This is a genomic window from Streptomyces sp. NPDC014734 (assembly GCF_043083325.1).
Lineage (GTDB): Bacteria > Actinomycetota > Actinomycetes > Streptomycetales > Streptomycetaceae > Streptomyces.
The window spans coordinates 50,671-69,975 of the sequence record NZ_JBIBYN010000017.1 but is presented as its reverse complement, the minus strand read 5'-3'; the positions used below and the strand labels follow the sequence as shown (position 1 = coordinate 69,975).

The 19,305-nt window shown below is 71.5% G+C and carries 17 protein-coding genes and 1 pseudogene; 11 read left to right on the top strand and 7 right to left on the bottom strand.

All coding sequences use genetic code 11. The annotated features are described in order from the left end of the window. Nucleotides 1-226 precede the first annotated feature (226 nt). A complete protein-coding gene (locus ACF1CT_RS24875; RefSeq protein WP_391786147.1) occupies nt 227-1,018 on the bottom strand; it encodes a metal-dependent hydrolase in 792 nt (263 codons plus the stop codon). 139 nt (nt 1,019-1,157) lie between these two features. On the opposite strand from ACF1CT_RS24875, the gene ACF1CT_RS24870 reads away from it, so the two are divergent. Beyond that, nucleotides 1,158-3,671 carry a DEAD/DEAH box helicase gene (locus ACF1CT_RS24870; protein ID WP_391786146.1) on the top strand — a complete coding sequence of 838 codons (2,514 nt, stop codon included), beginning with the start codon at nt 1,158-1,160 and terminating at the stop codon, nt 3,669-3,671. A 49-nt stretch (nt 3,672-3,720) separates the two neighbouring features. Then, nucleotides 3,721-4,593, top strand: a complete 873-nt coding sequence (locus ACF1CT_RS24865) for an acyl-CoA thioesterase (RefSeq protein ID WP_391786145.1) — start codon at nt 3,721-3,723, stop codon at nt 4,591-4,593. A gap of 21 nt (nt 4,594-4,614) precedes the next feature. Here the strand turns inward: ACF1CT_RS24865 and ACF1CT_RS24860 are convergent, their stop codons facing one another. From ACF1CT_RS24860 to ACF1CT_RS24850, 3 genes are all read right to left on the bottom strand, one after another. Next, complete coding sequence (locus ACF1CT_RS24860) at nt 4,615-4,857, bottom strand: DUF6011 domain-containing protein (protein ID WP_391786144.1); 243 nt, start codon at nt 4,855-4,857, stop codon at nt 4,615-4,617. Nucleotides 4,858-4,989: 132 nt separating this feature from the next. Next, nucleotides 4,990-5,280 (bottom strand): SHOCT domain-containing protein, encoded by a 291-nt coding sequence (locus tag ACF1CT_RS24855; RefSeq protein WP_391786143.1) that lies wholly within the window; start codon nt 5,278-5,280, stop codon nt 4,990-4,992. 45 nt (nt 5,281-5,325) lie between these two features. Next, nucleotides 5,326-5,769 (bottom strand): DUF6325 family protein, encoded by a 444-nt coding sequence (locus tag ACF1CT_RS24850; RefSeq protein ID WP_391786142.1) that lies wholly within the window; start codon nt 5,767-5,769, stop codon nt 5,326-5,328. A 401-nt stretch (nt 5,770-6,170) separates the two neighbouring features. On the opposite strand from ACF1CT_RS24850, the gene ACF1CT_RS24845 reads away from it, so the two are divergent. After that, nucleotides 6,171-6,659, top strand: a complete 489-nt coding sequence (locus tag ACF1CT_RS24845) for a glutathione peroxidase (protein ID WP_391786141.1) — start codon at nt 6,171-6,173, stop codon at nt 6,657-6,659. 59 nt (nt 6,660-6,718) lie between these two features. Here ACF1CT_RS24845 and ACF1CT_RS24840 read toward each other — a convergent pair whose 3' ends face one another. Then, nucleotides 6,719-7,945, bottom strand: coding sequence for an acyl-CoA dehydrogenase family protein (locus ACF1CT_RS24840; protein WP_391786140.1), 1,227 nt, complete (start codon nt 7,943-7,945; stop codon nt 6,719-6,721). Nucleotides 7,946-8,119: 174 nt separating this feature from the next. Between ACF1CT_RS24840 and ACF1CT_RS24835 the strand changes: the two genes are divergently transcribed. Continuing rightward, on the top strand, nt 8,120-8,770 hold the full coding sequence (locus ACF1CT_RS24835; protein WP_391786139.1) for a TetR family transcriptional regulator: 651 nt from the start codon (nt 8,120-8,122) through the stop codon (nt 8,768-8,770). Nucleotides 8,771-8,902: 132 nt separating this feature from the next. On the opposite strand, the gene def is transcribed toward ACF1CT_RS24835, so the two are convergent. After that, nucleotides 8,903-9,448, bottom strand: a complete 546-nt coding sequence (gene def, locus ACF1CT_RS24830) for a peptide deformylase (protein WP_391786138.1) — start codon at nt 9,446-9,448, stop codon at nt 8,903-8,905. A 114-nt stretch (nt 9,449-9,562) separates the two neighbouring features. On the opposite strand from def, the gene ACF1CT_RS24825 reads away from it, so the two are divergent. From ACF1CT_RS24825 to ACF1CT_RS24795, 7 genes and pseudogenes are all read left to right on the top strand, one after another. Next, nucleotides 9,563-10,801 (top strand): MurT ligase domain-containing protein, encoded by a 1,239-nt coding sequence (locus tag ACF1CT_RS24825; RefSeq protein ID WP_391786137.1) that lies wholly within the window; start codon nt 9,563-9,565, stop codon nt 10,799-10,801. Nucleotides 10,802-10,835: 34 nt separating this feature from the next. Further along, a complete protein-coding gene (locus ACF1CT_RS24820; RefSeq protein WP_391786136.1) occupies nt 10,836-11,564 on the top strand; it encodes a type 1 glutamine amidotransferase in 729 nt (242 codons plus the stop codon). A gap of 166 nt (nt 11,565-11,730) precedes the next feature. Next, nucleotides 11,731-12,756 (top strand): 6-phosphofructokinase, encoded by a 1,026-nt coding sequence (locus tag ACF1CT_RS24815; protein ID WP_391786135.1) that lies wholly within the window; start codon nt 11,731-11,733, stop codon nt 12,754-12,756. Nucleotides 12,757-12,867: 111 nt separating this feature from the next. After that, nucleotides 12,868-13,818: a cytochrome c oxidase assembly protein gene (locus ACF1CT_RS24810; RefSeq protein ID WP_391786134.1), complete on the top strand. Its 951-nt coding sequence runs from the start codon at nt 12,868-12,870 to the stop codon at nt 13,816-13,818. Nucleotides 13,819-13,883: 65 nt separating this feature from the next. After that, complete coding sequence (locus ACF1CT_RS24805; protein WP_391786133.1) at nt 13,884-14,042, top strand: hypothetical protein; 159 nt, start codon at nt 13,884-13,886, stop codon at nt 14,040-14,042. Nucleotides 14,043-14,562: 520 nt separating this feature from the next. Further along, nucleotides 14,563-15,960, top strand: a pseudogene (locus ACF1CT_RS24800) (glycoside hydrolase family 6 protein); the annotation flags it as partial. A gap of 352 nt (nt 15,961-16,312) precedes the next feature. Then, nucleotides 16,313-17,362, top strand: a complete 1,050-nt coding sequence (locus ACF1CT_RS24795) for an NAD-dependent epimerase/dehydratase family protein (protein ID WP_391786132.1) — start codon at nt 16,313-16,315, stop codon at nt 17,360-17,362. A gap of 96 nt (nt 17,363-17,458) precedes the next feature. Here the strand turns inward: ACF1CT_RS24795 and ACF1CT_RS24790 are convergent, their stop codons facing one another. Next, complete coding sequence (locus tag ACF1CT_RS24790) at nt 17,459-19,036, bottom strand: alpha/beta hydrolase (RefSeq protein WP_391786131.1); 1,578 nt, start codon at nt 19,034-19,036, stop codon at nt 17,459-17,461. Between the last annotated feature and the right edge of the window lie 269 nt (nt 19,037-19,305).

Below are 19,305 nucleotides of genomic sequence, written 5' to 3'. Positions count from 1 at the left end.
GGTCGGCCGCCGCACCGGCACCGCGTGTGCGTGGTGGCGGCGGGTGGCGGACGGGCGTCGCGCCCGTCCGCCGTGGCGTACGCCGGTGGCCCGGACGCGATCCGCGCCCGGGCCACCGTGCAGCGCGTCCGCCCGGCGCGGTCGTCGCCGGATGCCACCGGCACAGGGGCCGCCGCGTCGGTCCTTCCCCCGCGGCCGACCGCCCGGGCCGCCCCGGGGCGGCGGGTCAGATGACGTTCAGCGCCACCGCTCCGCCCAGGCCGCCGAGGACCATGAAGGCGGGCATCAGCACCTTCAGCTCCACCCAGCTCCCGGCGCGGAACCGCATGGCCTTCGGCGGACCGATCGGGTACCAGCGCTTGCGTCCCACCGGGATCGGCCACAGGATCGGGCAGCCGGAGACGGTCAGCGCGTCGCCGATGTCGTGGACGAGGGCGCCGAGCACGATCGGCAGACCGAGCCACAGGTACTCCTGGCCGGGATCGGTGAACAGCCAGCCCGATCCGTGCCCCGGCTGGTCCAGGATGCCCGCGAGTGTCCAGGCGCTGGTCGCTCCGAGCAGCCACACCAGGACGTCGCTGGACATCCGGGCGGCCCGCCACAGCAGCCCTTCGACGGCCAGCACCATGTGGACGAAGAGAATTCCCAGGACCGCCCACCGGCCGCCGAGGACGGCGGCGGCCGAGGCCCCGGCTCCGATCAGGACCGCCCACAGCCAGGTGTGTGTCAGGGTCCGGTGGCCGCCGTTGCGGTGCGAGTCGCCGCGCATCCGGGTCGCCTTGTAGACGGCGTGCGAGAGCTTGTCGACGATCTCGCAGAGCCCCCGGGACACCGGTCCGAAGGCGCGCGAGATGGTCGCCGACTTGTGGTCGAGGTCGGGGGCGAGCGCCGCCCCCGCGGTGATCAGCGCCCCGACGACGAGGACGGGCCAGGGCATCGCGTGGTCGGTGGCCGCGGCCACCGCCCCCACCCCCAGCCAGGCCGCCGCCCCTGACAGTGAGTGTGCCGGTCCCATCATGGTGCTTCCCGCCCCCGGAGTCGTCCTGCCGCCATGACCGCCCAGGGGCGGCCGAGTTGAGTGGGCAGCGTATCGCCCATGATCTTCATACGGTCGTCCGGTTCCCTCATCCGGGCGGAAGACAGGCAAGATGGGGGGCGTGACCCTTATCGATCAGCTGCCCCCGACCGACGACCCCGACGCCCTGTTCGAGGCATTCTCGTCATGGACCGAGACCCGGGGCATCACCCTCTATCCGGCTCAGGAGGAGGCGCTGATCGAGGTGGTGTCCGGCGCGAACGTGATCCTCTCCACCCCGACCGGCTCCGGGAAGAGCCTGGTCGCGGCGGGTGCGCACTTCACCGCCCTGGCGCAGGACAAGGTCACGTTCTACACCGCGCCGATCAAGGCGCTGGTCTCGGAGAAGTTCTTCGACCTGTGCAAACTGTTCGGTACGGAGAACGTCGGCATGCTCACCGGCGACGCCTCGGTCAACGCCGACGCCCCGGTGATCTGCTGCACCGCCGAGGTGCTGGCCTCCATCGCCCTGCGCGACGGCAAGTACGCGGACATCGGCCAGGTCGTGATGGACGAGTTCCACTTCTACGCCGAGCCGGACCGCGGCTGGGCCTGGCAGATCCCGTTGCTGGAGCTCCCCCAGGCCCAGTTCGTCCTGATGTCGGCCACGCTCGGCGACGTCAGGATGTTCGAGGAGGATCTGACCCGGCGCACCGGCCGCCCCACCTCCGTGGTCCGCTCGGCGACCCGGCCGGTCCCGCTCAGTTACGAGTACCGGCTGACGCCGATCACCGAGACCCTCACCGAGCTCCTGGACACCCGGCAGTCGCCGGTCTACATCGTGCACTTCACCCAGGCCGCGGCCGTCGAGCGGGCGCAGTCGCTGATGAGCATCAACATGTGCACCAAGGAGGAGAAGGAGAAGATCGCCGATCTGATCGGCAGCTTCCGCTTCACCACCAAGTTCGGCAAGAACCTCTCCCGCTACGTCCGGCACGGCATCGGGGTGCACCACGCGGGCATGCTCCCGAAGTACCGGCGCCTGGTGGAGAAGCTCGCCCAGGCCGGCCTGCTGAAGGTGATCTGCGGTACGGACACCCTCGGCGTCGGCGTCAACGTGCCCATCCGCACGGTGCTGTTCACGGCCCTCACCAAGTACGACGGCACCCGCGTGCGCACCCTGCGGGCCCGGGAGTTCCACCAGATCGCGGGCCGCGCGGGGCGGGCCGGTTTCGACACGGCGGGCTTCGTCGTGGCGCAGGCCCCCGAGCACGTCATCGAGAACGAGAAGGCGGTCAGGAAGGCCGGCGACGATCCCAAGAAGAAGCGGAAGGTGGTCCGCAAGAAGGCCCCGGAGGGCTTCGTCGCCTGGTCGGAGACCACCTTCGACAAGCTGATCCAGTCCGATCCCGAGCCGCTGACCTCCCGGTTCCGGGTCACTCACACCATGCTGCTGTCCGTGATCGCGCGTCCCGGCAACGCCTTCGAGGCGATGCGGCGCCTGCTGGAGGACAACCACGAGCCGCGCAGGGCTCAGCTGCGGCACATCCGCCGGGCCATCGCGATCTACCGCTCGCTGCTGGACGGCGGTGTGGTGGAGCGGCTCGACGCTCCGGACGCGGAGGGCCGCATCGTCCGGCTCACCGTCGATCTCCAGCAGCACTTCGCGCTCAACCAGCCGCTGTCGACCTTCGCGCTCGCCGCGTTCGACCTGCTGGACCCCGAGTCTCCCTCGTACGCCCTGGACATGGTCTCGGTCGTGGAGTCGACGCTGGACGATCCTCGCCAGATCCTCGCCGCGCAGCAGAACAAGGCGCGCGGCGAGGCGGTCGGGCGGATGAAGGCGGACGGTGTCGAGTACGAGGAGCGCATGGAGCTGCTCCAGGAGGTCACGTACCCGAAGCCGCTGAGCGAGCTGCTGTGGCACGCGTACGACGTCTACCGCAGGAGCCACCCGTGGGTCGGCGACCATCCGGTGTCGCCGAAGTCCGTGATCCGGGACATGTACGAACGCGCCATGACGTTCACGGAGTTCACCTCCCACTACGAGCTGGCCCGCACCGAGGGCATCGTGCTGCGCTACCTCGCGAGCGCGTACAAGGCGCTGGAGCACACCGTCCCGGACGATCTCAAGTCGGAGGACCTCCAGGACCTGATCGCCTGGCTCGGCGAGATGGTGCGCCAGGTGGACTCCAGTCTGCTCGACGAGTGGGAGCAGCTCGCCAACCCGGAGCTGGAGACCGCCGAGGAGGCGCAGGAGAAGGCCGACGAGGTGAAGCCGGTCACGGCCAACGCCCGCGCGTTCCGGGTGCTGGTGCGCAACGCGATGTTCCGCCGGGTCGAGCTGGCCGCGCTGGACAGGGTCGCCGAGCTGGGCGAGCTGGACGGCGACGCGGGCTGGGACGAGGACGCGTGGGGCGAGGCGATGGACGCCTACTGGGACGAGTACGACGAGCTGGGCACCGGTCCGGACGCCCGCGGGCCGAAGCTGCTGAGGATCGAAGAGGACGCGGCGCACGGGCTGTGGCGGGTCCGGCAGGCGTTCGCCGACCCGAACGGCGACCACGACTGGGGCATCGACGCGGAGGTCGATCTTGCCGCCTCCGACGAGGAGGGCCGGGCCGTGGTCCGGGTCACCTCCGTCGGTCAGCTGTGAGGGCGTACGCCGTGCGGGCGGCGCCGTTGCGAGAGGGGAGACGAGCCTCATGACGAATCCCGCCGAGCGCCTGGTGGACCTGCTCGATCTGGAACGGATCGAGGTCGACATCTTCCGGGGCCGCAGTCCCCAGGAGTCGCTGCAACGCGTGTTCGGCGGGCAGGTCGCCGGGCAGGCGCTGGTCGCGGCCGGCCGGACCACCGACGGGGACCGGCCGGTCCATTCGCTGCACGCGTACTTCCTGCGTCCGGGTCGTCCGGGGGTGCCGATCGTCTACCAGGTGGAGCGCATCCGGGACGGGCGGTCGTTCACCACGCGCAGGGTCACGGCCGTCCAGCAGGGGCGGACGGTCTTCAGCCTGACGGCGTCGTTCCACCGGCCGGAGGAGGCAGGTTTCGAGCATCAGCTGCCGCCTGCCCGGGAGGTTCCCGGCCCCGATGAGCTGCCGGCCGTTGCCGATGAGGTGCGTGAGCATCTCGGGGTGCTCCCGGAGGCGCTGGAGCGGATGGCCCGCCGTCAGCCCTTCGACATTCGCTACGTCGACCGGTTGCGCTGGACGCGGGACGAGGTGAAGGGGGCGGATCCGCGCAGTGCGGTCTGGATGCGGGCGGTCGGACCGCTGGGCGATGATCCGCTGGTTCACACCTGCGCGTTGACGTACGCGAGTGACATGACGCTGCTCGACGCGGTCCGCATCCCGGTCGAGCCGCTGTGGGGTCCGCGCGGTTTCGACATGGCCTCCCTGGATCACGCCATGTGGTTTCACAGGCCGTTCAGGGCGGACGAGTGGTTCCTCTACGACCAGGAGTCGCCGATCGCAACCGGTGGACGGGGGCTGGCGCGCGGCCGGATCTACGACCGCGCGGGCAATCTGCTGGTGTCCGTGGTGCAGGAGGGGCTGTTCCGCCGTCTGGACGGGTAGCCGGGGCAGGCCCGGGTGTCCTCAGAGGCCGGGCAGTGGGTCCTGCGCGGCCTCGTGGCGGCGGGTGCGGATGTCCGGGGGCGCCGGATGGAGTTTGGCGTCACAGGCGGGGCCGAGGCCGGTGCGGCGCGACTCCGTCCCGGTGAGCGGGCGGCCGCACAGGCGACAGCGCACCATCGGCCGCCGGGGCGTCCGGTCGTCGGGCGGGGCGTCGTCGGGCCCGTCGTCGGTTTCCGGGGCGAAGAGGGAGTCGGCGGGGTCCACGCCACGATCGTCTCAGGCCGTCCGTCCGCTCCGCGACTGCCGGACGGCGCACGACGGTGGAGTCCGCGGACGGGCGGCGTGCCGAACGGCGGCGACGCGGCGCGCGGAGCCGCGCGGTGGAGCCGCGACCGGTCAGGAGGCGAGGAGCCTGGCCTTCTGGGCCTCGAACTCGCCGCCGGTCAGGACGCCCCGGCTTCTGAGGTCACCGAGTTCCTTGAGGTGGGCGATCTTGTTGCTCATCTCCTCCTCCGGTGCGAGCGTCGTCGGGGGCGGCGCGGACGTGGGGCCGGCGGCCTGTGGCGTCCCGGCGGTGTCCTGTCGCGCCCAGCGGCCCGCCTGGCGCCGGGACACCCGGTCGGACACGGCGGTGGGGGTGTCGGTGCTCTCCGCCGTACGGGCGACGCCGCGAAGCAGACCCGGCATGGTGCATCTCCTTTCGACTGACACTGCGGAACGGGGCCGACCTGTTCAGACGCCTGCCTCTGCGGCGTCGAGCGAGGCCAGGACCTCCTGGAGCGGAATGCGCCCGTCGGCGACGACGCGTCCGCCCGAACGGCGCAGGGCCGCGGCGAACGGGCCCGCCCACACGTTCTCGTAGACGAGGATCCCGGCGGTGCTGCCCGGTTCGAGAACCTCGCTCGCCTCGCCGATGTCGTCACGGCCGAGCAGGCCCGACGAGGCTCCTTCGAACACGGCGATGTCGGTGCCGCCGTCCGCGGCCACTTCGGAGAGTTCCACGCCTTCGACCGTGCCGTCCGGATGCTTCCTGACAAAGGCCAGGTCCAGGATCCGGATGATGCCCCGGTCGACCAGATCGACCAGCAGGGGCAGCCCCTCCCCCGTCCGGCTGCCCGCCGGGAACTCCACCACCAGGTAGTCGATCGGTCCCGTCTCGTCGCTCTCGCCGCTCACGCCAGCTCCTCAGCATCTCGACCCGCCCCGGTCCGCCGGGGCCACGCCCTCGCCATTGCAGCAGCGGGCACGGCGGAACGCATCTCGGTCGTGGCCGCGGCGGGTAATCGGGCCGGTTGCTCCATCCGGCGGACGGCGCGCCCCGCGGCCCGCTGCCGCGGGCCGTCCACGGCCGGTCCGGTCGGCGATCCGCCCGCACGGCCGTGCGGCACCGTCCCGCCGCCCGCCGGTTATCGCCACCGGGGCGGCCGGCAGAGAACACGCCCCGGACAAGCGCTCGGCGCCGCCATCGGGGTACGTCACGGTCAACGGCGGCGGGCGGCCGGGCGTTCGAGTTCGCACAGGTCAACCCGCGGGCAGGACAATGGCTGTTGGAAGCCGACCCTCACAAGGAGCGCCTCATGACGCTGTACGACATTCCGCTGCGCACTCTCTCCGGCGAGCCCACGTCCCTGGCCGACTACCGCGGCCGTGCCGTCCTGTTGGTGAACGTCGCGTCCCAGTGCGGACTCACTCCGCAGTACGCGGGCCTGGAACGACTCCAGAAGACGTACGCGGACCGCGGCTTCACGGTCCTCGGCGTGCCCTGCAACCAGTTCGCCGGACAGGAGCCGGGCGGTGCGGAGGAGATCCGGACGTTCTGCTCGACGACGTACGGGGTCACCTTCCCGCTGCTGGAGAAGACCGACGTGAACGGGGAGGCGCGCCACCCCCTCTACGCCGAACTGACCGGACTGGCGGACGCGGACGGCGAGGCCGGTGACGTCCAGTGGAACTTCGAGAAGTTCCTCATCTCGTCGGCCGGCGAGCCGGTCGCCCGGCTGCGGCCCGGCACGGATCCGGAGGCCCCGGAGCTCGTCGCCGCCATCGAGGCCCAACTGCCCGCCTGACCGGACCGGGGGTGGCGTGCGGGACGCCGCCCCCCACGGGCCGCGTCCCGTCCCAGGTGTCAGCGGATCTGCATGCCCGAGAGGGTGCGGGCGATCACCAGGCGCTGGATCTCGCTCGTGCCCTCGAAGATGGTGTAGATCGCGGCGTCCCGGTGCATCCGCTCCACCGGGTACTCCCGCGTGAAGCCGTTGCCGCCGAGAATCTGCACGGCCTGGGCGGTGACCTTCTTCGCCGTCTCGCTCGCGTACAGCTTGGACATGGAGCCCTCGGCCGAGGTGAACGGCTTGCCGGTGGCGGCCATCCAGGAGGCGCGCCAGACCAGCAGCCGGGCCGCGTCGATCTGTGTGCGCATGTCCGCCAGCTGGAAGGCGACGCCCTGGTTGTCGATGATCGGGCGGCCGAACTGGGTACGGGTCTTCGCGTAGTCCAGCGCGACCTCGTAGGCGGCGCGGGCGGTGCCGACCGCCATGGCGCCGACCGCGGGACGGGACGCCTCGAAGGTGGCCATCGCCGCGTTCTTCACCCGCTCCCCGCCGGAGGCGGCGCGTTCCCGGGCCCTTGCCAGACGCTGGTCGAGCTTCTCCTTGCCGCCGAGCAGGCAGTGGCCGGGGATCCGCACGTCCTCCAGGACGACCTCGGCGGTGTGCGAGGCACGGATTCCGTGCTTCTTGAACTTCTGGCCCTGGGAGAGACCGGGCGTGTCCGGCGGGACGATGAACGAGGCGTGCCCCTTGGACCCGAGCTCCGGGTCGACCACGGCGACGACCACGTGGACGTTGGCTATGCCGCCGTTGGTGGCCCAGGTCTTGGTCCCGTTGAGCACCCACTCGTCCTTCGCCCCGTCGTACACCGCGCGGGTGCGCATCGAGGCGACGTCGGAGCCCGCGTCCGGCTCGGAGGAGCAGAAGGCCGCGACCTTGACGTCGTCGACGTCGCCGTACATCTGCGGAATCCAGGTGCCGATCTGCTCCTCGGTGCCGTTGGCGAGGACGCCCACGGCCGCCAGGCCCGTGCCGACGATCGACAGCGCGATGCCCGCGTCGCCCCAGAACAGCTCCTCCATCGCCATCGGGATGCCGAGCCCCGTCGGGTCGAAGAACTGCTGGGCGTAGAAGTCGAGGGAATAGATGCCGACCTTGGCGGCCTCCTGTATGACGGGCCACGGCGTTTCCTCGCGCTCGTCCCACTCCGAAGCCGCCGGACGGATCACATCCGCGGCGAAGCCGTGGAGCCAGTCACGGACCTGCTTCTGGTCGTCGTTGAGTTCGAGCGTGAACTCGGCCATCGTCCCCTCCAGGTACTGCCCTGAAAAAACCACTGGTTACTTGCGGTAACGGCAGTCTGTTACCGACAAGTAGCCCATGTCAACCGGCCCGGCACCGATCCGCGCACCGCGCGGGCAGGGTGTTACGTTGCGCAGGCAGGACGCACGGGCACGGGCAGGGCGGGGAGAGGCGACATGCAGACCACACAACAGGCCGAACGGCAGCGGACAGCGGCCGAGAACCGCCGGCGCGAACTGCTGGAGGCCGCCGACCGCGTGGTGCTCCGGGACGGTCCGGGCGCCTCGATGAACGCCATCGCGGCGGAGGCCGGAATCACCAAACCCATCCTCTACCGGCACTTCGGCGACAAGGGCGGCCTCTACCGCGCTCTCGCCAAACGCCACACCGACGCCCTGCTGGTCGCGCTGCGGGCCGCACTCGACGCGCCCGCGGAGCGCCGCCGACGAGTGGAATCCACGCTCGACACCTACCTCGCGGCGATCGAGGCCCGGCCGCAGGTCTACCGCTTCCTGATGCACCCGTCCGACGATTCGGCCCACTCCGCCGAGCAGGGCTTCGACGTCGGGCGGCATTCCGCCCCGTTGCTCCGGCGCCTGGGAGAGGAACTCGCCACGGTGATCGCCGAGCGGGTGGACCTGGGCCCGGACGGCGAGGCCTCGGCCCGCATCTGGGGACATGGCATCGTCGGCATGATGCACGCGGCGGGTGACTGGTGGCTGGGCGAACGCCCCTGTTCCCGCGAGCAGTTGGTGCGCAGCCTGGCGGATCTGCTGTGGGGCAGGCTGGCCGCCGCGGGCGACCGGCCCGGCGGTCCGGGGTTCTGACACGTGTTCCGGAGGCGGCGCCGTCCGGCCGGAGGCCGGGCGGGATGTGCCGGACGGGGCCCGGCACCGGCGACGCCGGCCGTGCCGTCGCGCGACGCGCCGAGGGCTGCGCCGGACCACGGCGACGGGCTCTCAGCCGCTCCGCGCCCAGGGGGCCCGGCGGGCCGCGCGCAGCGCCCTGCTCCGGCGCAGCCCGGTCAGCCGGTCCGTGTAGACCCTGCCCTCCAGGTGGTCGCACTCGTGCTGGAGGCAGCGGGCGAAGAAACCGGTCCCGGTGATCCGGACCGGCTCGCCCGTGACGGTCGCGCCCTCGACGACGGCCCGGTCGAAGCGCGGGGTGCCCGCCTCGATGCCGGGGAGCGAGAGACAGCCCTCCGGGCCGCGCACGACGACCCCGTCCGCCTCGACCAGCTCCGGGTTGACGAGATGACCGAGGTGCCGGACGTCCTCGTCGTCCGGGCAGTCGTACACGAACACCCGCAGCGGGACGCCGATCTGATTGGCCGCGAGACCCACGCCCCCGGCCGCGTACATGGTGGCGTACATGTCCTCGACGAGCCGGGCGAGGGCGGGGCCGAAGTCCGTGACCGGTTCACAGGCATCGTGCAGCACCGGATCTCCGAGCAGACTCATGGCACGAATCAGTCCGGAACTGCCGGGGATCGGGCGGTTTCGCATGGTGGTAATCGTACGTTCCGCAGGCCCTCGCCCTCCCCGGAGGTGCCGCGGTGCGGTCGCCCCGCCGGACATCGATAGGCTGGGCGTGGACCGATGCAAGGAGGATCTAGGACGATGGCAGGCAACACGGAGCCGCTGTCGCCGCGGGCCAAGCTGGCCGTGACGGCGGGTAAGGCCGCGGCGGCGGTGTCGCGCGCCGCGGGGCGCGGCAGCGGATCGGTGATCGGCGGCCGGGTGGCGCTCAAGCTCGACCCCGACCTGCTGGGGCGGCTGGCGCAACACCTGGACGTGATCCTCGTGTCGGCGACGAACGGCAAGACGACGACGACCCGGCTGATCGCCGAGGCGCTGCGCGCGGCGGGCCCGGTCGTGTCCAACGCGCTCGGCGCGAACATGCCGGCGGGCATCACCTCCGCGCTCGCGGGCGGCTCGGACGCGCAGTACGGGGTCATAGAGGTCGACGAGAAGTACCTCGCCGGGGTCGCCCGCGACACGACGCCCAAGGTGATCGCGCTCCTCAACCTCTCCCGGGACCAGCTGGACCGCGCCGCGGAGACCCGGATGCTCGCCGAGAAGTGGCGCGAGGGACTGTCCGGCTCGAAGGCAGTGATCGTCGCGAACGCCGACGACCCCCTGATCGTCTGGGCGGCGTCCTCCTCCCCCAACGTGGTGTGGGTGGCGGCCGGTCAGGCCTGGAAGGACGACGCCTGGTCCTGCCCGTCCTGCGGCGGTGTGATGCAGCGCCCCGGTGACGACTGGTTCTGCGGCGAGTGCGGGTTCCGCCGTCCCGCCCCGAGCTGGGTGCTGCACGGCGACTACGTCCTGGACCCGCACGGTTCGGCCTGGCCGATCCACCTCCAGTTGCCCGGCCGCGCCAACAAGGCCAACGCCGCCACCTCCGCCGCCGTGGCCGCCGTCTTCGGTGTGCCGCCGCAGGTGGCGCTGGAGCGCATGTACCAGGTGCAGGCCGTCGCGGGCCGCTACGACGTGGTGGCCTTCCTCAACCGCGAACTGAGGCTGCTGCTGGCGAAGAACCCGGCGGGGTGGCTGGAGACGTTCTCCCTGATCGACCCGCCGCCCACCCCGGTGATCCTCTCCGTCAACGCCCGCGGCGCGGACGGCACGGACACCTCGTGGCTCTGGGACGTGGACTACACGCAGCTGGCCGGCCACCCGATCTTCGTGCTCGGCGACCGGAAGCTGGACCTCGCGGTCCGTCTCGAAGTGGCAGGTCTCGACTTCCGGGTCTGCGAGTCCCTCGACGAGGCCGTGGAGCAGGCTCCGCCCGGCCGTATCGAGGTCATCGCCAACTACACCGCCTTCCAGGACCTGCGCCGTCGTGTCGGCAACTGACCCCGGCCCCGGCCCCCTCCGGAGAGGACGAAGCATGAGCAACAACGGTCTGCGTGTCGTCTGGGTCTACCCGGACCTCCTCAGCACCTACGGCGACCAGGGGAACGTCCTGGTGGTCGAGCGCCGGGCCCGGCAGCGCGGTCTCGACGTGCAGCGCGTCGACGTCCGCAGCGACCAGCCGATCCCGACGTCCGGTGACATCTACCTGGTCGGGGGCGGTGAGGACCGTCCGCAGCGGCTGGCCGCGGAGCGACTGCGTCGCGACGGCGGCCTGAACCGGGCCGCGTCCAACGGCGCGATCATCTTCTCGGTCTGTGCCGGGTACCAGATCCTCGGCCACGAGTTCATCAACGACCTCGGCGAGCGCGAGCCCGGTCTCGGCCTGCTCGACGTGGTCTCCACCCGTGGCGAGGGCGCCCGGTGCGTCGGCGACGTCCTCGCCGACATCGACCCGCGGCTCGGTCTGCCGCCGCTGACCGGGTTCGAGAACCACCAGGGCATCACCCATCTCGGGCCGACGGCACGCCCGTTCGCCCGGGTGCAGTTCGGCCGGGGCAACGGCACCGGCGACGGCACCGAGGGCGCGTACAACGACACGGTCTTCGGCACGTACATGCACGGGCCGGTGATGGCGCGCAACCCGCTGGTCGCGGACCTGCTGCTGAAGCTGGCCCTGGACGTGAACGCGCTGCCGCCGACCGACGACCGCTGGTACGACGCGCTGCGCGCCGAGCGCATCGCCTCGGCGACCCAGCCCGCCTGACGAGCGCCGCACGGCCCGTCCGATGAGGCGTTTTCCGCTCAGCTGAGCGGCGTCCAGCAGGCGGACACACGGTTCGGCCCCGCCACTCCACGCCGGTAGGGTGGCGGGGATCCAACCGGACGACGGGGTCCGGTCGTCGGCCCACGTTGCAAAGGTTTCCCGGGCAATGCGAATTGGTGTGCTCACCTCCGGCGGCGACTGCCCCGGCCTGAACGCCGTCATCCGTTCCGTCGTGCATCGCGCGGTGGTCGACCACGGCGACGAGGTCATCGGCTTCCACGACGGGTGGAAGGGGCTCCTGGAGTGCGACTACCGCAAGCTCGATCTGGACGCGGTGGGCGGCATCCTCGCCCGCGGCGGCACGATCCTCGGCTCCTCCCGGGTCCAGCCCGCCCATCTGCGCGGCGGCGTCGAACAGGCGAGGGGCCACGTCTCCGATCTCGGTCTCGACGTGATCATCCCGATCGGCGGCGAGGGCACGCTGAAGGCGGCCCATCTGCTCTCCGAGGCGGGTCTGCCGATCGTCGGTGTGCCGAAGACCATCGACAACGACATCGCCGCCACCGATGTGACCTTCGGCTTCGACACCGCCGTCGGTGTCGCCACCGAGGCACTCGACCGGCTGAAGACCACCGCCGAATCGCACCAGCGGGTGCTGATCGTCGAGGTCATGGGGCGCCACACCGGCTGGATCGCCCTGCACTCGGGCATGGCGGCGGGCGCGCACGCCATCGTCGTGCCGGAGCGCCCCTTCGACATCGACGAGTTGACCGAGGTGGTCGGCAGGCGCTTCTCGGCCGGGAAGAAGTTCGCGATCGTCGTCGTCGCGGAGGGCGCGAAGCCCCGTGAGGGTTCCATGCAGTTCCGTCGGGGGACGAAGGACATCTACGGGCACGAGCGGTTCGCCGGGGTGGCGACGCAGCTCTCCACCGAACTGGAACAGCGGCTGGGCAAGGAGGCCCGCCCGGTGATCCTCGGCCACGTCCAGCGCGGAGGCACCCCGACGGCGTACGACCGTGTTCTCGCCACCCGTTTCGGCTGGCACGCGGTGGAGGCGGCGCACCGCGGGGAGTTCGGCAGGATGACGGCGCTGCGGGGCACGGACATCACCATGGTGCCGCTGGCCCGGGCGGTGGAGACGCTGAAGACGGTCCCCGCCGAGCGGTACGCCGAGGCCGAATGCGTGCTCTGACGACTCACCGTTCCGACGAACCGCCCCCGGTCGCATCCGCGACCGGGGGCGGTTCTAGTCTGGTCGGGACAACCGGCACGAATCGGGGACGTCCCCAGCGGGAGTGAACAGATGGATCACAGCGGGCACGGCATGAACATGGATCTGCCGCCGTTCACGCTGGGACGTGGGCTCCAGTTCTCCGCGGACCCGTTCTTCCTGGTCGGCTGCGTTCTCGCTCTCGCCCTGTACGGGTACGGCGTGCTGCGGCTGCGCAGGCGCGGCGACGCCTGGCCGGTCGGCCGGACCGTCTTCTTCGTGGTCGGCGTGCTGAGCATCGCCCTGGTGATGTGCACCAGGCTCAACGACTACGGCATGGTCATGTTCAGCGTGCACATGGTGCAGCACATGGTGATCAGCATGCTGTCGCCGATCCTGGTGCTGCTGGGCGCCCCGGTGACCCTGGCGCTGCGCGCGCTGCCGGTGGCGGGCCGCGGCCGCAAGGGCCCGCGCGAACTGCTGCTCATGCTGCTGCACAGCCGGTACATGAGGGTCATCACCCATCCGGTGTTCACGATCCCGATGTTCATCGCCAGTCTCTACGCGCTGTACTTCACCCCCCTGTTCGACTTCCTGATGGGTTCGAGAACCGGGCACATCGCGATGATGGTGCACTTCCTCGCGGTCGGCCTGGTGTTCTTCTGGCCGATCATGGGCGTGGACCCGGGGCCGCACCGGCCCGGTTACGTGATGCGGATGCTGGAACTGTTCGCGGGAATGCCGTTCCACGCCTTCTTCGGCATCGCGCTGATGATGGCGTCCACGCCGATGGTGAAGACGTACCAGCACCCGCCCGCCTCGCTCGGCATCGACGCGCTGAGCGACCAGAACTGGGCGGGCGGCATCGCCTGGGCGTTCAGCGAGATCCCGTCCGTCCTGGTGCTGATCGCACTCGTCTTCCAGTGGTACCGCTCCGAGCAGCGGACGGCCAAGCGTTCCGACCGCGCGGCGGAGCGGGACGGCGACCAGGAGCTCCAGGCGTACAACGCCTACCTCGCCTCGTTGCAGGCGCGCGGGCAGTAGCGGTGGGCGCCCCTTCCGGGTGACGATGGCACCCACGGCCGTACGGCCGGTGAGGAGGGTGCGGCATGTCCGGGTCCACGAAAGCCATGGGCGTGATCACCGTGGTGGCCCTGGTGGCGGTCACCGCCTACACGGTGGCCCTGGGGAGCAGCGGCTGGCTCTGGTTCGGCTGGGTGGTGCTCGGGCTGATCACCCTGGGCATGGCGGCGACGCGCCGGTCCTGAGCCGGGACCGCACCGCCCGACGCAGCTGGTTCGGCCCGGGGCGGTTCGGGACGGTCCGCCCCGGAACGGTCCCGGGTGCCCTCGGAACCCGAGGCCCGGCCCGGTCGCCGTTTCCGCCCCTCGGACGTCGGCGAACGTCCGACGCCGGGCGGCGGGGCGCCCGCGCCACACGCGGACTGGCGCGGCCCGGGTCCCGCACGGCCCGGATTCGACGCCCGCCGCTCCTCGTACCCCCGCCGGCCCGGCCGGAGGGAGGCGGCAACGCTTCAACTATTGACAGGTACGCGCCATAGCGTCACTGTGGGAGCGCTCCCACACTCAAGAGTTGCACGCACCGGACGCCTCGAACGGCGGCGGGCCACCCGCGAGAGCGGATCCCCACCCGCCGATCGGCCCCCACGCACCACCATCGCCCCGCCCCGGACCGCCGTGTCCCGCGGGGGCACCGTCCGACGCACCACCCCCACCAACCCGTCCGCGGAATGGGTCCGCGGACGCACGAGAGGAGCACGGAGCCGCAATGCGAAGCAGAGGCACCACCCCCCACTCGTCACGCCGGAAACTGGCGGCGCTGTCCGCCCTGGTCATGGGCGCGGCCCTCGCCGTGGCCGTCCCCCCGGCGGCGTCGGCGGCGGCGCGCGTCGACAACCCGTACACGGGCGCCGTCGCCTACGTGAACCCGGACTGGTCCGCCAGGGCGGCGGCCGAGCCCGGCGGCGGCGCCGTCGCCGACGAACCGACCTTCGTCTGGATGGACCGCATCGCGGCCATCGGGGGCACGAGCGGCGCGAGGGGCCTGCGCGAGCACCTCGACACGGCCCTGGCCCAGGGCGCGAACCTCTTCCAGGTGGTCATCTACGACCTGCCGGGACGGGACTGCGCCGCGCTGTCCTCCAACGGCGAACTCGGTCCCACCGAGATCGACCGGTACAAGAGCGCGTACATCGACCCGATCGCCGACATCCTGGCCGACCCCGCCTACGCGAGTCTGCGCGTCGTCGCCGTCATCGAGCCGGACTCCCTGCCGAACCTGGTCACCAATGCCGGCGGCACGGACGGGTCCACCGAGGCGTGCGCCACGATGAAGGCGAACGGCAACTACGAGAAGGGCGTCGGCTACGCGCTGCACACCCTCGGCGCGATCCCGAACGTCTACAACTACGTGGACGCCGCCCATCACGGCTGGCTCGGCTGGGACTCGAACTTCGTACCGGCGGCCCAGGAGTTCAAGCGCGCCGCGACCACCGAGGGCGCCTCGGTCGCCGATGTCCAGGGCTTCATCGTGAACACGGCCAACTACTCGGCCCTGAAGGAGCCGAACTTCGGGGTCACCGACAGCGTGAACGGCACCACGGTCCGCCAGTCGAAGTGGGTGGACTGGAACTACTACGTCGACGAGCTCTCCTTCGCGCAGGCGCTGCGCACCGAACTGGTCGGCCAGGGCTTCGACCCCGGCATCGGCATGCTGATCGACACGGCCCGCAACGGCTGGGGCGGTTCGGCGCGACCCACCGGCGCCGGCCCGCTGACCGGCGTGGACGCCTACGTCGACGGCGGTCGCGTGGACCGCCGCATCCACGCGGGCAACTGGTGCAACCAGAGCGGCGCGGGCATCGGCGAGCGGCCCACCGGCTCCCCCGAACCCGGGATCGACGCCTATGTGTGGGCGAAGCCGCCGGGCGAGTCGGACGGCAACAGCCAGGCCATCGACAACGACGAGGGCAAGGGCTTCGACCGGATGTGCGACCCGACGTACACCGGCAACGGACGCAACGGCCACAACCTCACCGGCGCCCTGGCGAACTCCCCGCTCGCCGGTCACTGGTTCTCCGCGCAGTTCCAGGAACTGGTGCGCAACGCCTACCCGCCGCTCCCCGGCGGTCCGGCGCGCACCGCGCCCGCGGGCCGGGACGCCACCACCTCCTGATCCGCTCCCCCGGAGCCCGTCCTCATGGCCGGGCTCCGGGGCCGGGAGCGGGCCCCGCCCGGCGCGAACCGCCCCCGCCGCTCTCCCGGCGGGGGTTCCGGCCTTCCTCCTGGTGCCGACGCGACCGCACCCGCCCGTTCGACGGCCGGGATTCCGCCCGCCACGAGGGGGATCGGGGCGCGGTTCCGCCTTCGCCCCCCGTGCGGAGCACGTGCCGGACACCGCACGAGGTCACCCGTCGCGAGGACGCGCGCCGGAAACCGGGAACCGTCACGCCGACGGCGAATCCGCGCTCGGTGAACTCCGCTGTCGCAGAAGGCCGTTCCTCACCTAGCGTGCTCTCATGAGCAAGGGACAGGCATGGGTTCTGGGAGCGACGGGACAGATCGGCCGGGTGGCCGTGCAGGCACTCGCCGAGGACGGCTGGGAGGTGACGGCCGCCTCACGGGGCGGCGGCAGGGACACGCGGTGGGACGACACGGTGCGCACGACGGCTCTCGACCGGGACGAGGACGGGGCGCTCGCGGCGGCGTTGGGCGACGGCTGCGACGTACTGGTCGACATGGTGGCCTACGGCGCGGATCAGGCACGGCAGCTGACCGGTCTCGCGGACCGGATCGGTTCCGCGGTGGTCATCTCCAGCGGCGCGGTCTACGAGGACGATCGGGGGCGCGGCTTCGACACGCAGGACGAGCCGGACGGTGCTCCGCGCTACCCCGTGCCGATCCCGGAGACCCAGCGCACCGTGTCGCCGGGCGACGCCACGTACGCGACGCGGAAGGTGCGGCTGGAGCAGGACCTGCTGGCGGCGGGGGACACGCTTCCGGTGACGTTGCTGCGGGCGGGGGCGATTCACGGACCCCACTGCCGCACGCCCCGGGAGCTCTACTTCGTGAAGCGGCTCCTGGACGGCCGGACACGGCGGGTGCTCGCCTTCGGGGGCACGTCCCGCTTCCATCCGGTCCATGTCTCCAACCTGGCCGAGCTGATCCGGCTGTCCGCCCGGCGGCCCGGTTCACGGGTGCTCAACGGCGGGGATCCGCAGGCGCCGACGGTCGCGGAGATCGGTGAGGCCGTCGACGCGGTGCTGGGACGACGGACCGAGACCGTGCTGATGGAGGGCGCACCCGGGGAGGACGAGGTCGGTTCCACCCCGTGGAGCATCGCCCATCCCGTCGTGTACGACATGGGCGCCGCCGAGCGGGAGCTCGGGTACCGGCCGGTGACGAATTACGCGGATTCCCTTCCGGAGACCGTCGAGTGGCTCGCCGGTCAACTGGACGGCAGGCACTGGGCCGAGGCCTTTCCGGTCATGATGCGGGCCTATGGGAGGGACTTGTTCGACTACGCGGCGGAGGACGCCTGGCTGGAGTCGTACGACCGGAGCAGGTGAGAGGGGCCTGCGAGCGATACCGGGTGGCCGGTGGTCCGGAGACCACCGGCCACCCGGGCCGGGCCGCACGGGGGCGGCCCGGCCGTGCTCGTTCCGCTACGGCTTCGGCGTGGCGTGCGGGGCGCAGCTCACGTCCTGGCGGTCGGTCCTGCCGGTGAGCAGGTAGGTGTCCACCCGCTCGTTGACGCAGGGGTTCACCAGGCCGGTGACCCCGTGCGAGCCGGCGTCCCGTTCGGTGATCAGGCGCGAGCCCCAAAAGCGCTTGTGCAGTTCCACGGCGCCCCGGTACGGGGTGGCGGCGTCCCGTGCGGACTGCACGATCAGTACCGGCGGCAGGCCCTTGCCGGTCCTCACGTCCAGCGGGGCGCGCTGCTTGGTGGGCCAGGTCGCGCAGGGCAGGTTCATCCAGGCGTTGGCCCAGGTCATGAACGGGTTGTCGCGGTGCAGCCGGGTGTTGTCGCGGTCCCACTTCCGCCAGTTGGTGGGCCACTTGGCGTCGGCGCACTCGACCGCCGTGTACACGGCGTTGCCGTTCTCCGAGGCGATGTTCCCCGCGGTGTCCGACATGTCCGGGCCCGCCGCGTCGACGAGTGCCTGGGTGTCACCGCCCAGGTAGTCGCTCCAGGTCCGGGCGACGGGCACCCAGGAGGAGTCGTAGTAGGGGGCGCTCTGGAAGAAGCCGATGAGTTCGGCGGGTCCGACGACGCCACCGATCGGGTTCTTCTTGGCGGCGGCGCGGAGCGTCAGCCACGCCTGCTCGATCTTCTCGGGGGTGTCGCCGATGTGGAAGACGGAGTCGTTCTTCGCGACCCACGCCTTCCAGTCGTTCCAGCGTGACTGGAAGGCGATGTCCTGGTTGAGGTTGGCCTGGTACCAGATGTTGTCCCGCGACGGGTCGACGACGCTGTCGACGACCATGCGGCGGACGTGGGAGGGGAAGAGCGTGCCGTAGACGGCGCCCAGGTAGGTGCCGTAGGAGACGCCCAGGTAGTTGAGCTTCTTCTCACCGAGGGCGGCCCGGATGACGTCCAGGTCGCGTGCGGTGTTCGGGGTGGTCATGTGCGGCAGCATGGCGCCGCTGCGTTCGGCGCAGCCGTCCGCGTACTCGGCGGCGAGCTTGCGCTGGGCGTACTTGTCGGCCTCGGAGTCGGGTACGGGGTCGGCCTTGGGAGCCTTGACGTATTCCTGGGGGTCGACGCAGGAGATCGGCGCGGAGTGGCCGACACCGCGCGGGTCGAAGCCCACGAAGTCGTAGGCCTTCGCGGTGTTCGCCCAGAGCGGGTTCCTGGTGGTGATCCGGGTCGGGAAGCGCAGGCCCGATCCTCCGGGGCCGCCGGGGTTGTAGATCAGGGCGCCCTGGCGCTCCCCCTTCGTTCCGGTGCTGACGTGCCGGTCGACGGCTATGCGTATCTGCTTGCCGTCGGGCCTGGCGTAGTCGAGCGGGACGGTCACCCAGCCGCATTGGATCGGCTTGGCGAGAGCCCAGTCGGCCGGGCAGTCCTTCCAGTCGATACCCGCCCGGGCCGCCCGGGCGGCGGCCGATTCGACACCACGTGCCTCGGAACCCTGATGGTGGCGGCCTTCGGCGGTGGCCGTCGGCGCGGCCACCGCGCCCGATATGAGCATGCCCGCCACCAGAGCACCGGCCGAGCCGAGAGCTGCTGTGCGTCTCACGTGGAACCTCCCCCACACCTGGAGCGCCGCCGACGGCGGCGCGATTCGTCCAGGACCTCCGTGGATCCTGACGCCTGTGAGGTTCCTGAGAACAGGCCGCGCACCCGCTTCTTTGCCGAATCGATAGCCGGACGGCCGTGTCCGGCTGTCGCGTGCACGGGGACACGGCGGAGTCGCCGACCGGTACCACGGCACCAAGCTCCCGGCTGTCGCGTACGCGGGGACACGGCTGTCCGGCCCACCGGCATACGGGGCGCGGCAGATCTGCG

Coding starts and splice junctions, on each gene's coding strand:
- ACF1CT_RS24855 (WP_391786143.1), bottom strand. CDS start 5,280: ATGCCGGGTCTGCTTCGCGGCGTCGCCCGTACGGCGGAGAGCACCGAC.
- ACF1CT_RS24810 (WP_391786134.1), top strand. CDS start 12,868: ATGGATCACAGCGGGCACGGCATGAACATGGATCTGCCGCCGTTCACG.
- ACF1CT_RS24845 (WP_391786141.1), top strand. CDS start 6,171: ATGACGCTGTACGACATTCCGCTGCGCACTCTCTCCGGCGAGCCCACG.
- ACF1CT_RS24835 (WP_391786139.1), top strand. CDS start 8,120: ATGCAGACCACACAACAGGCCGAACGGCAGCGGACAGCGGCCGAGAAC.
- ACF1CT_RS24795 (WP_391786132.1), top strand. CDS start 16,313: ATGAGCAAGGGACAGGCATGGGTTCTGGGAGCGACGGGACAGATCGGC.
- ACF1CT_RS24875 (WP_391786147.1), bottom strand. CDS start 1,018: ATGATGGGACCGGCACACTCACTGTCAGGGGCGGCGGCCTGGCTGGGG.
- ACF1CT_RS24805 (WP_391786133.1), top strand. CDS start 13,884: ATGTCCGGGTCCACGAAAGCCATGGGCGTGATCACCGTGGTGGCCCTG.
- ACF1CT_RS24825 (WP_391786137.1), top strand. CDS start 9,563: ATGGCAGGCAACACGGAGCCGCTGTCGCCGCGGGCCAAGCTGGCCGTG.
- def (WP_391786138.1), bottom strand. CDS start 9,448: ATGCGAAACCGCCCGATCCCCGGCAGTTCCGGACTGATTCGTGCCATG.
- ACF1CT_RS24815 (WP_391786135.1), top strand. CDS start 11,731: ATGCGAATTGGTGTGCTCACCTCCGGCGGCGACTGCCCCGGCCTGAAC.
- ACF1CT_RS24820 (WP_391786136.1), top strand. CDS start 10,836: ATGAGCAACAACGGTCTGCGTGTCGTCTGGGTCTACCCGGACCTCCTC.
- ACF1CT_RS24865 (WP_391786145.1), top strand. CDS start 3,721: ATGACGAATCCCGCCGAGCGCCTGGTGGACCTGCTCGATCTGGAACGG.
- ACF1CT_RS24840 (WP_391786140.1), bottom strand. CDS start 7,945: ATGGCCGAGTTCACGCTCGAACTCAACGACGACCAGAAGCAGGTCCGT.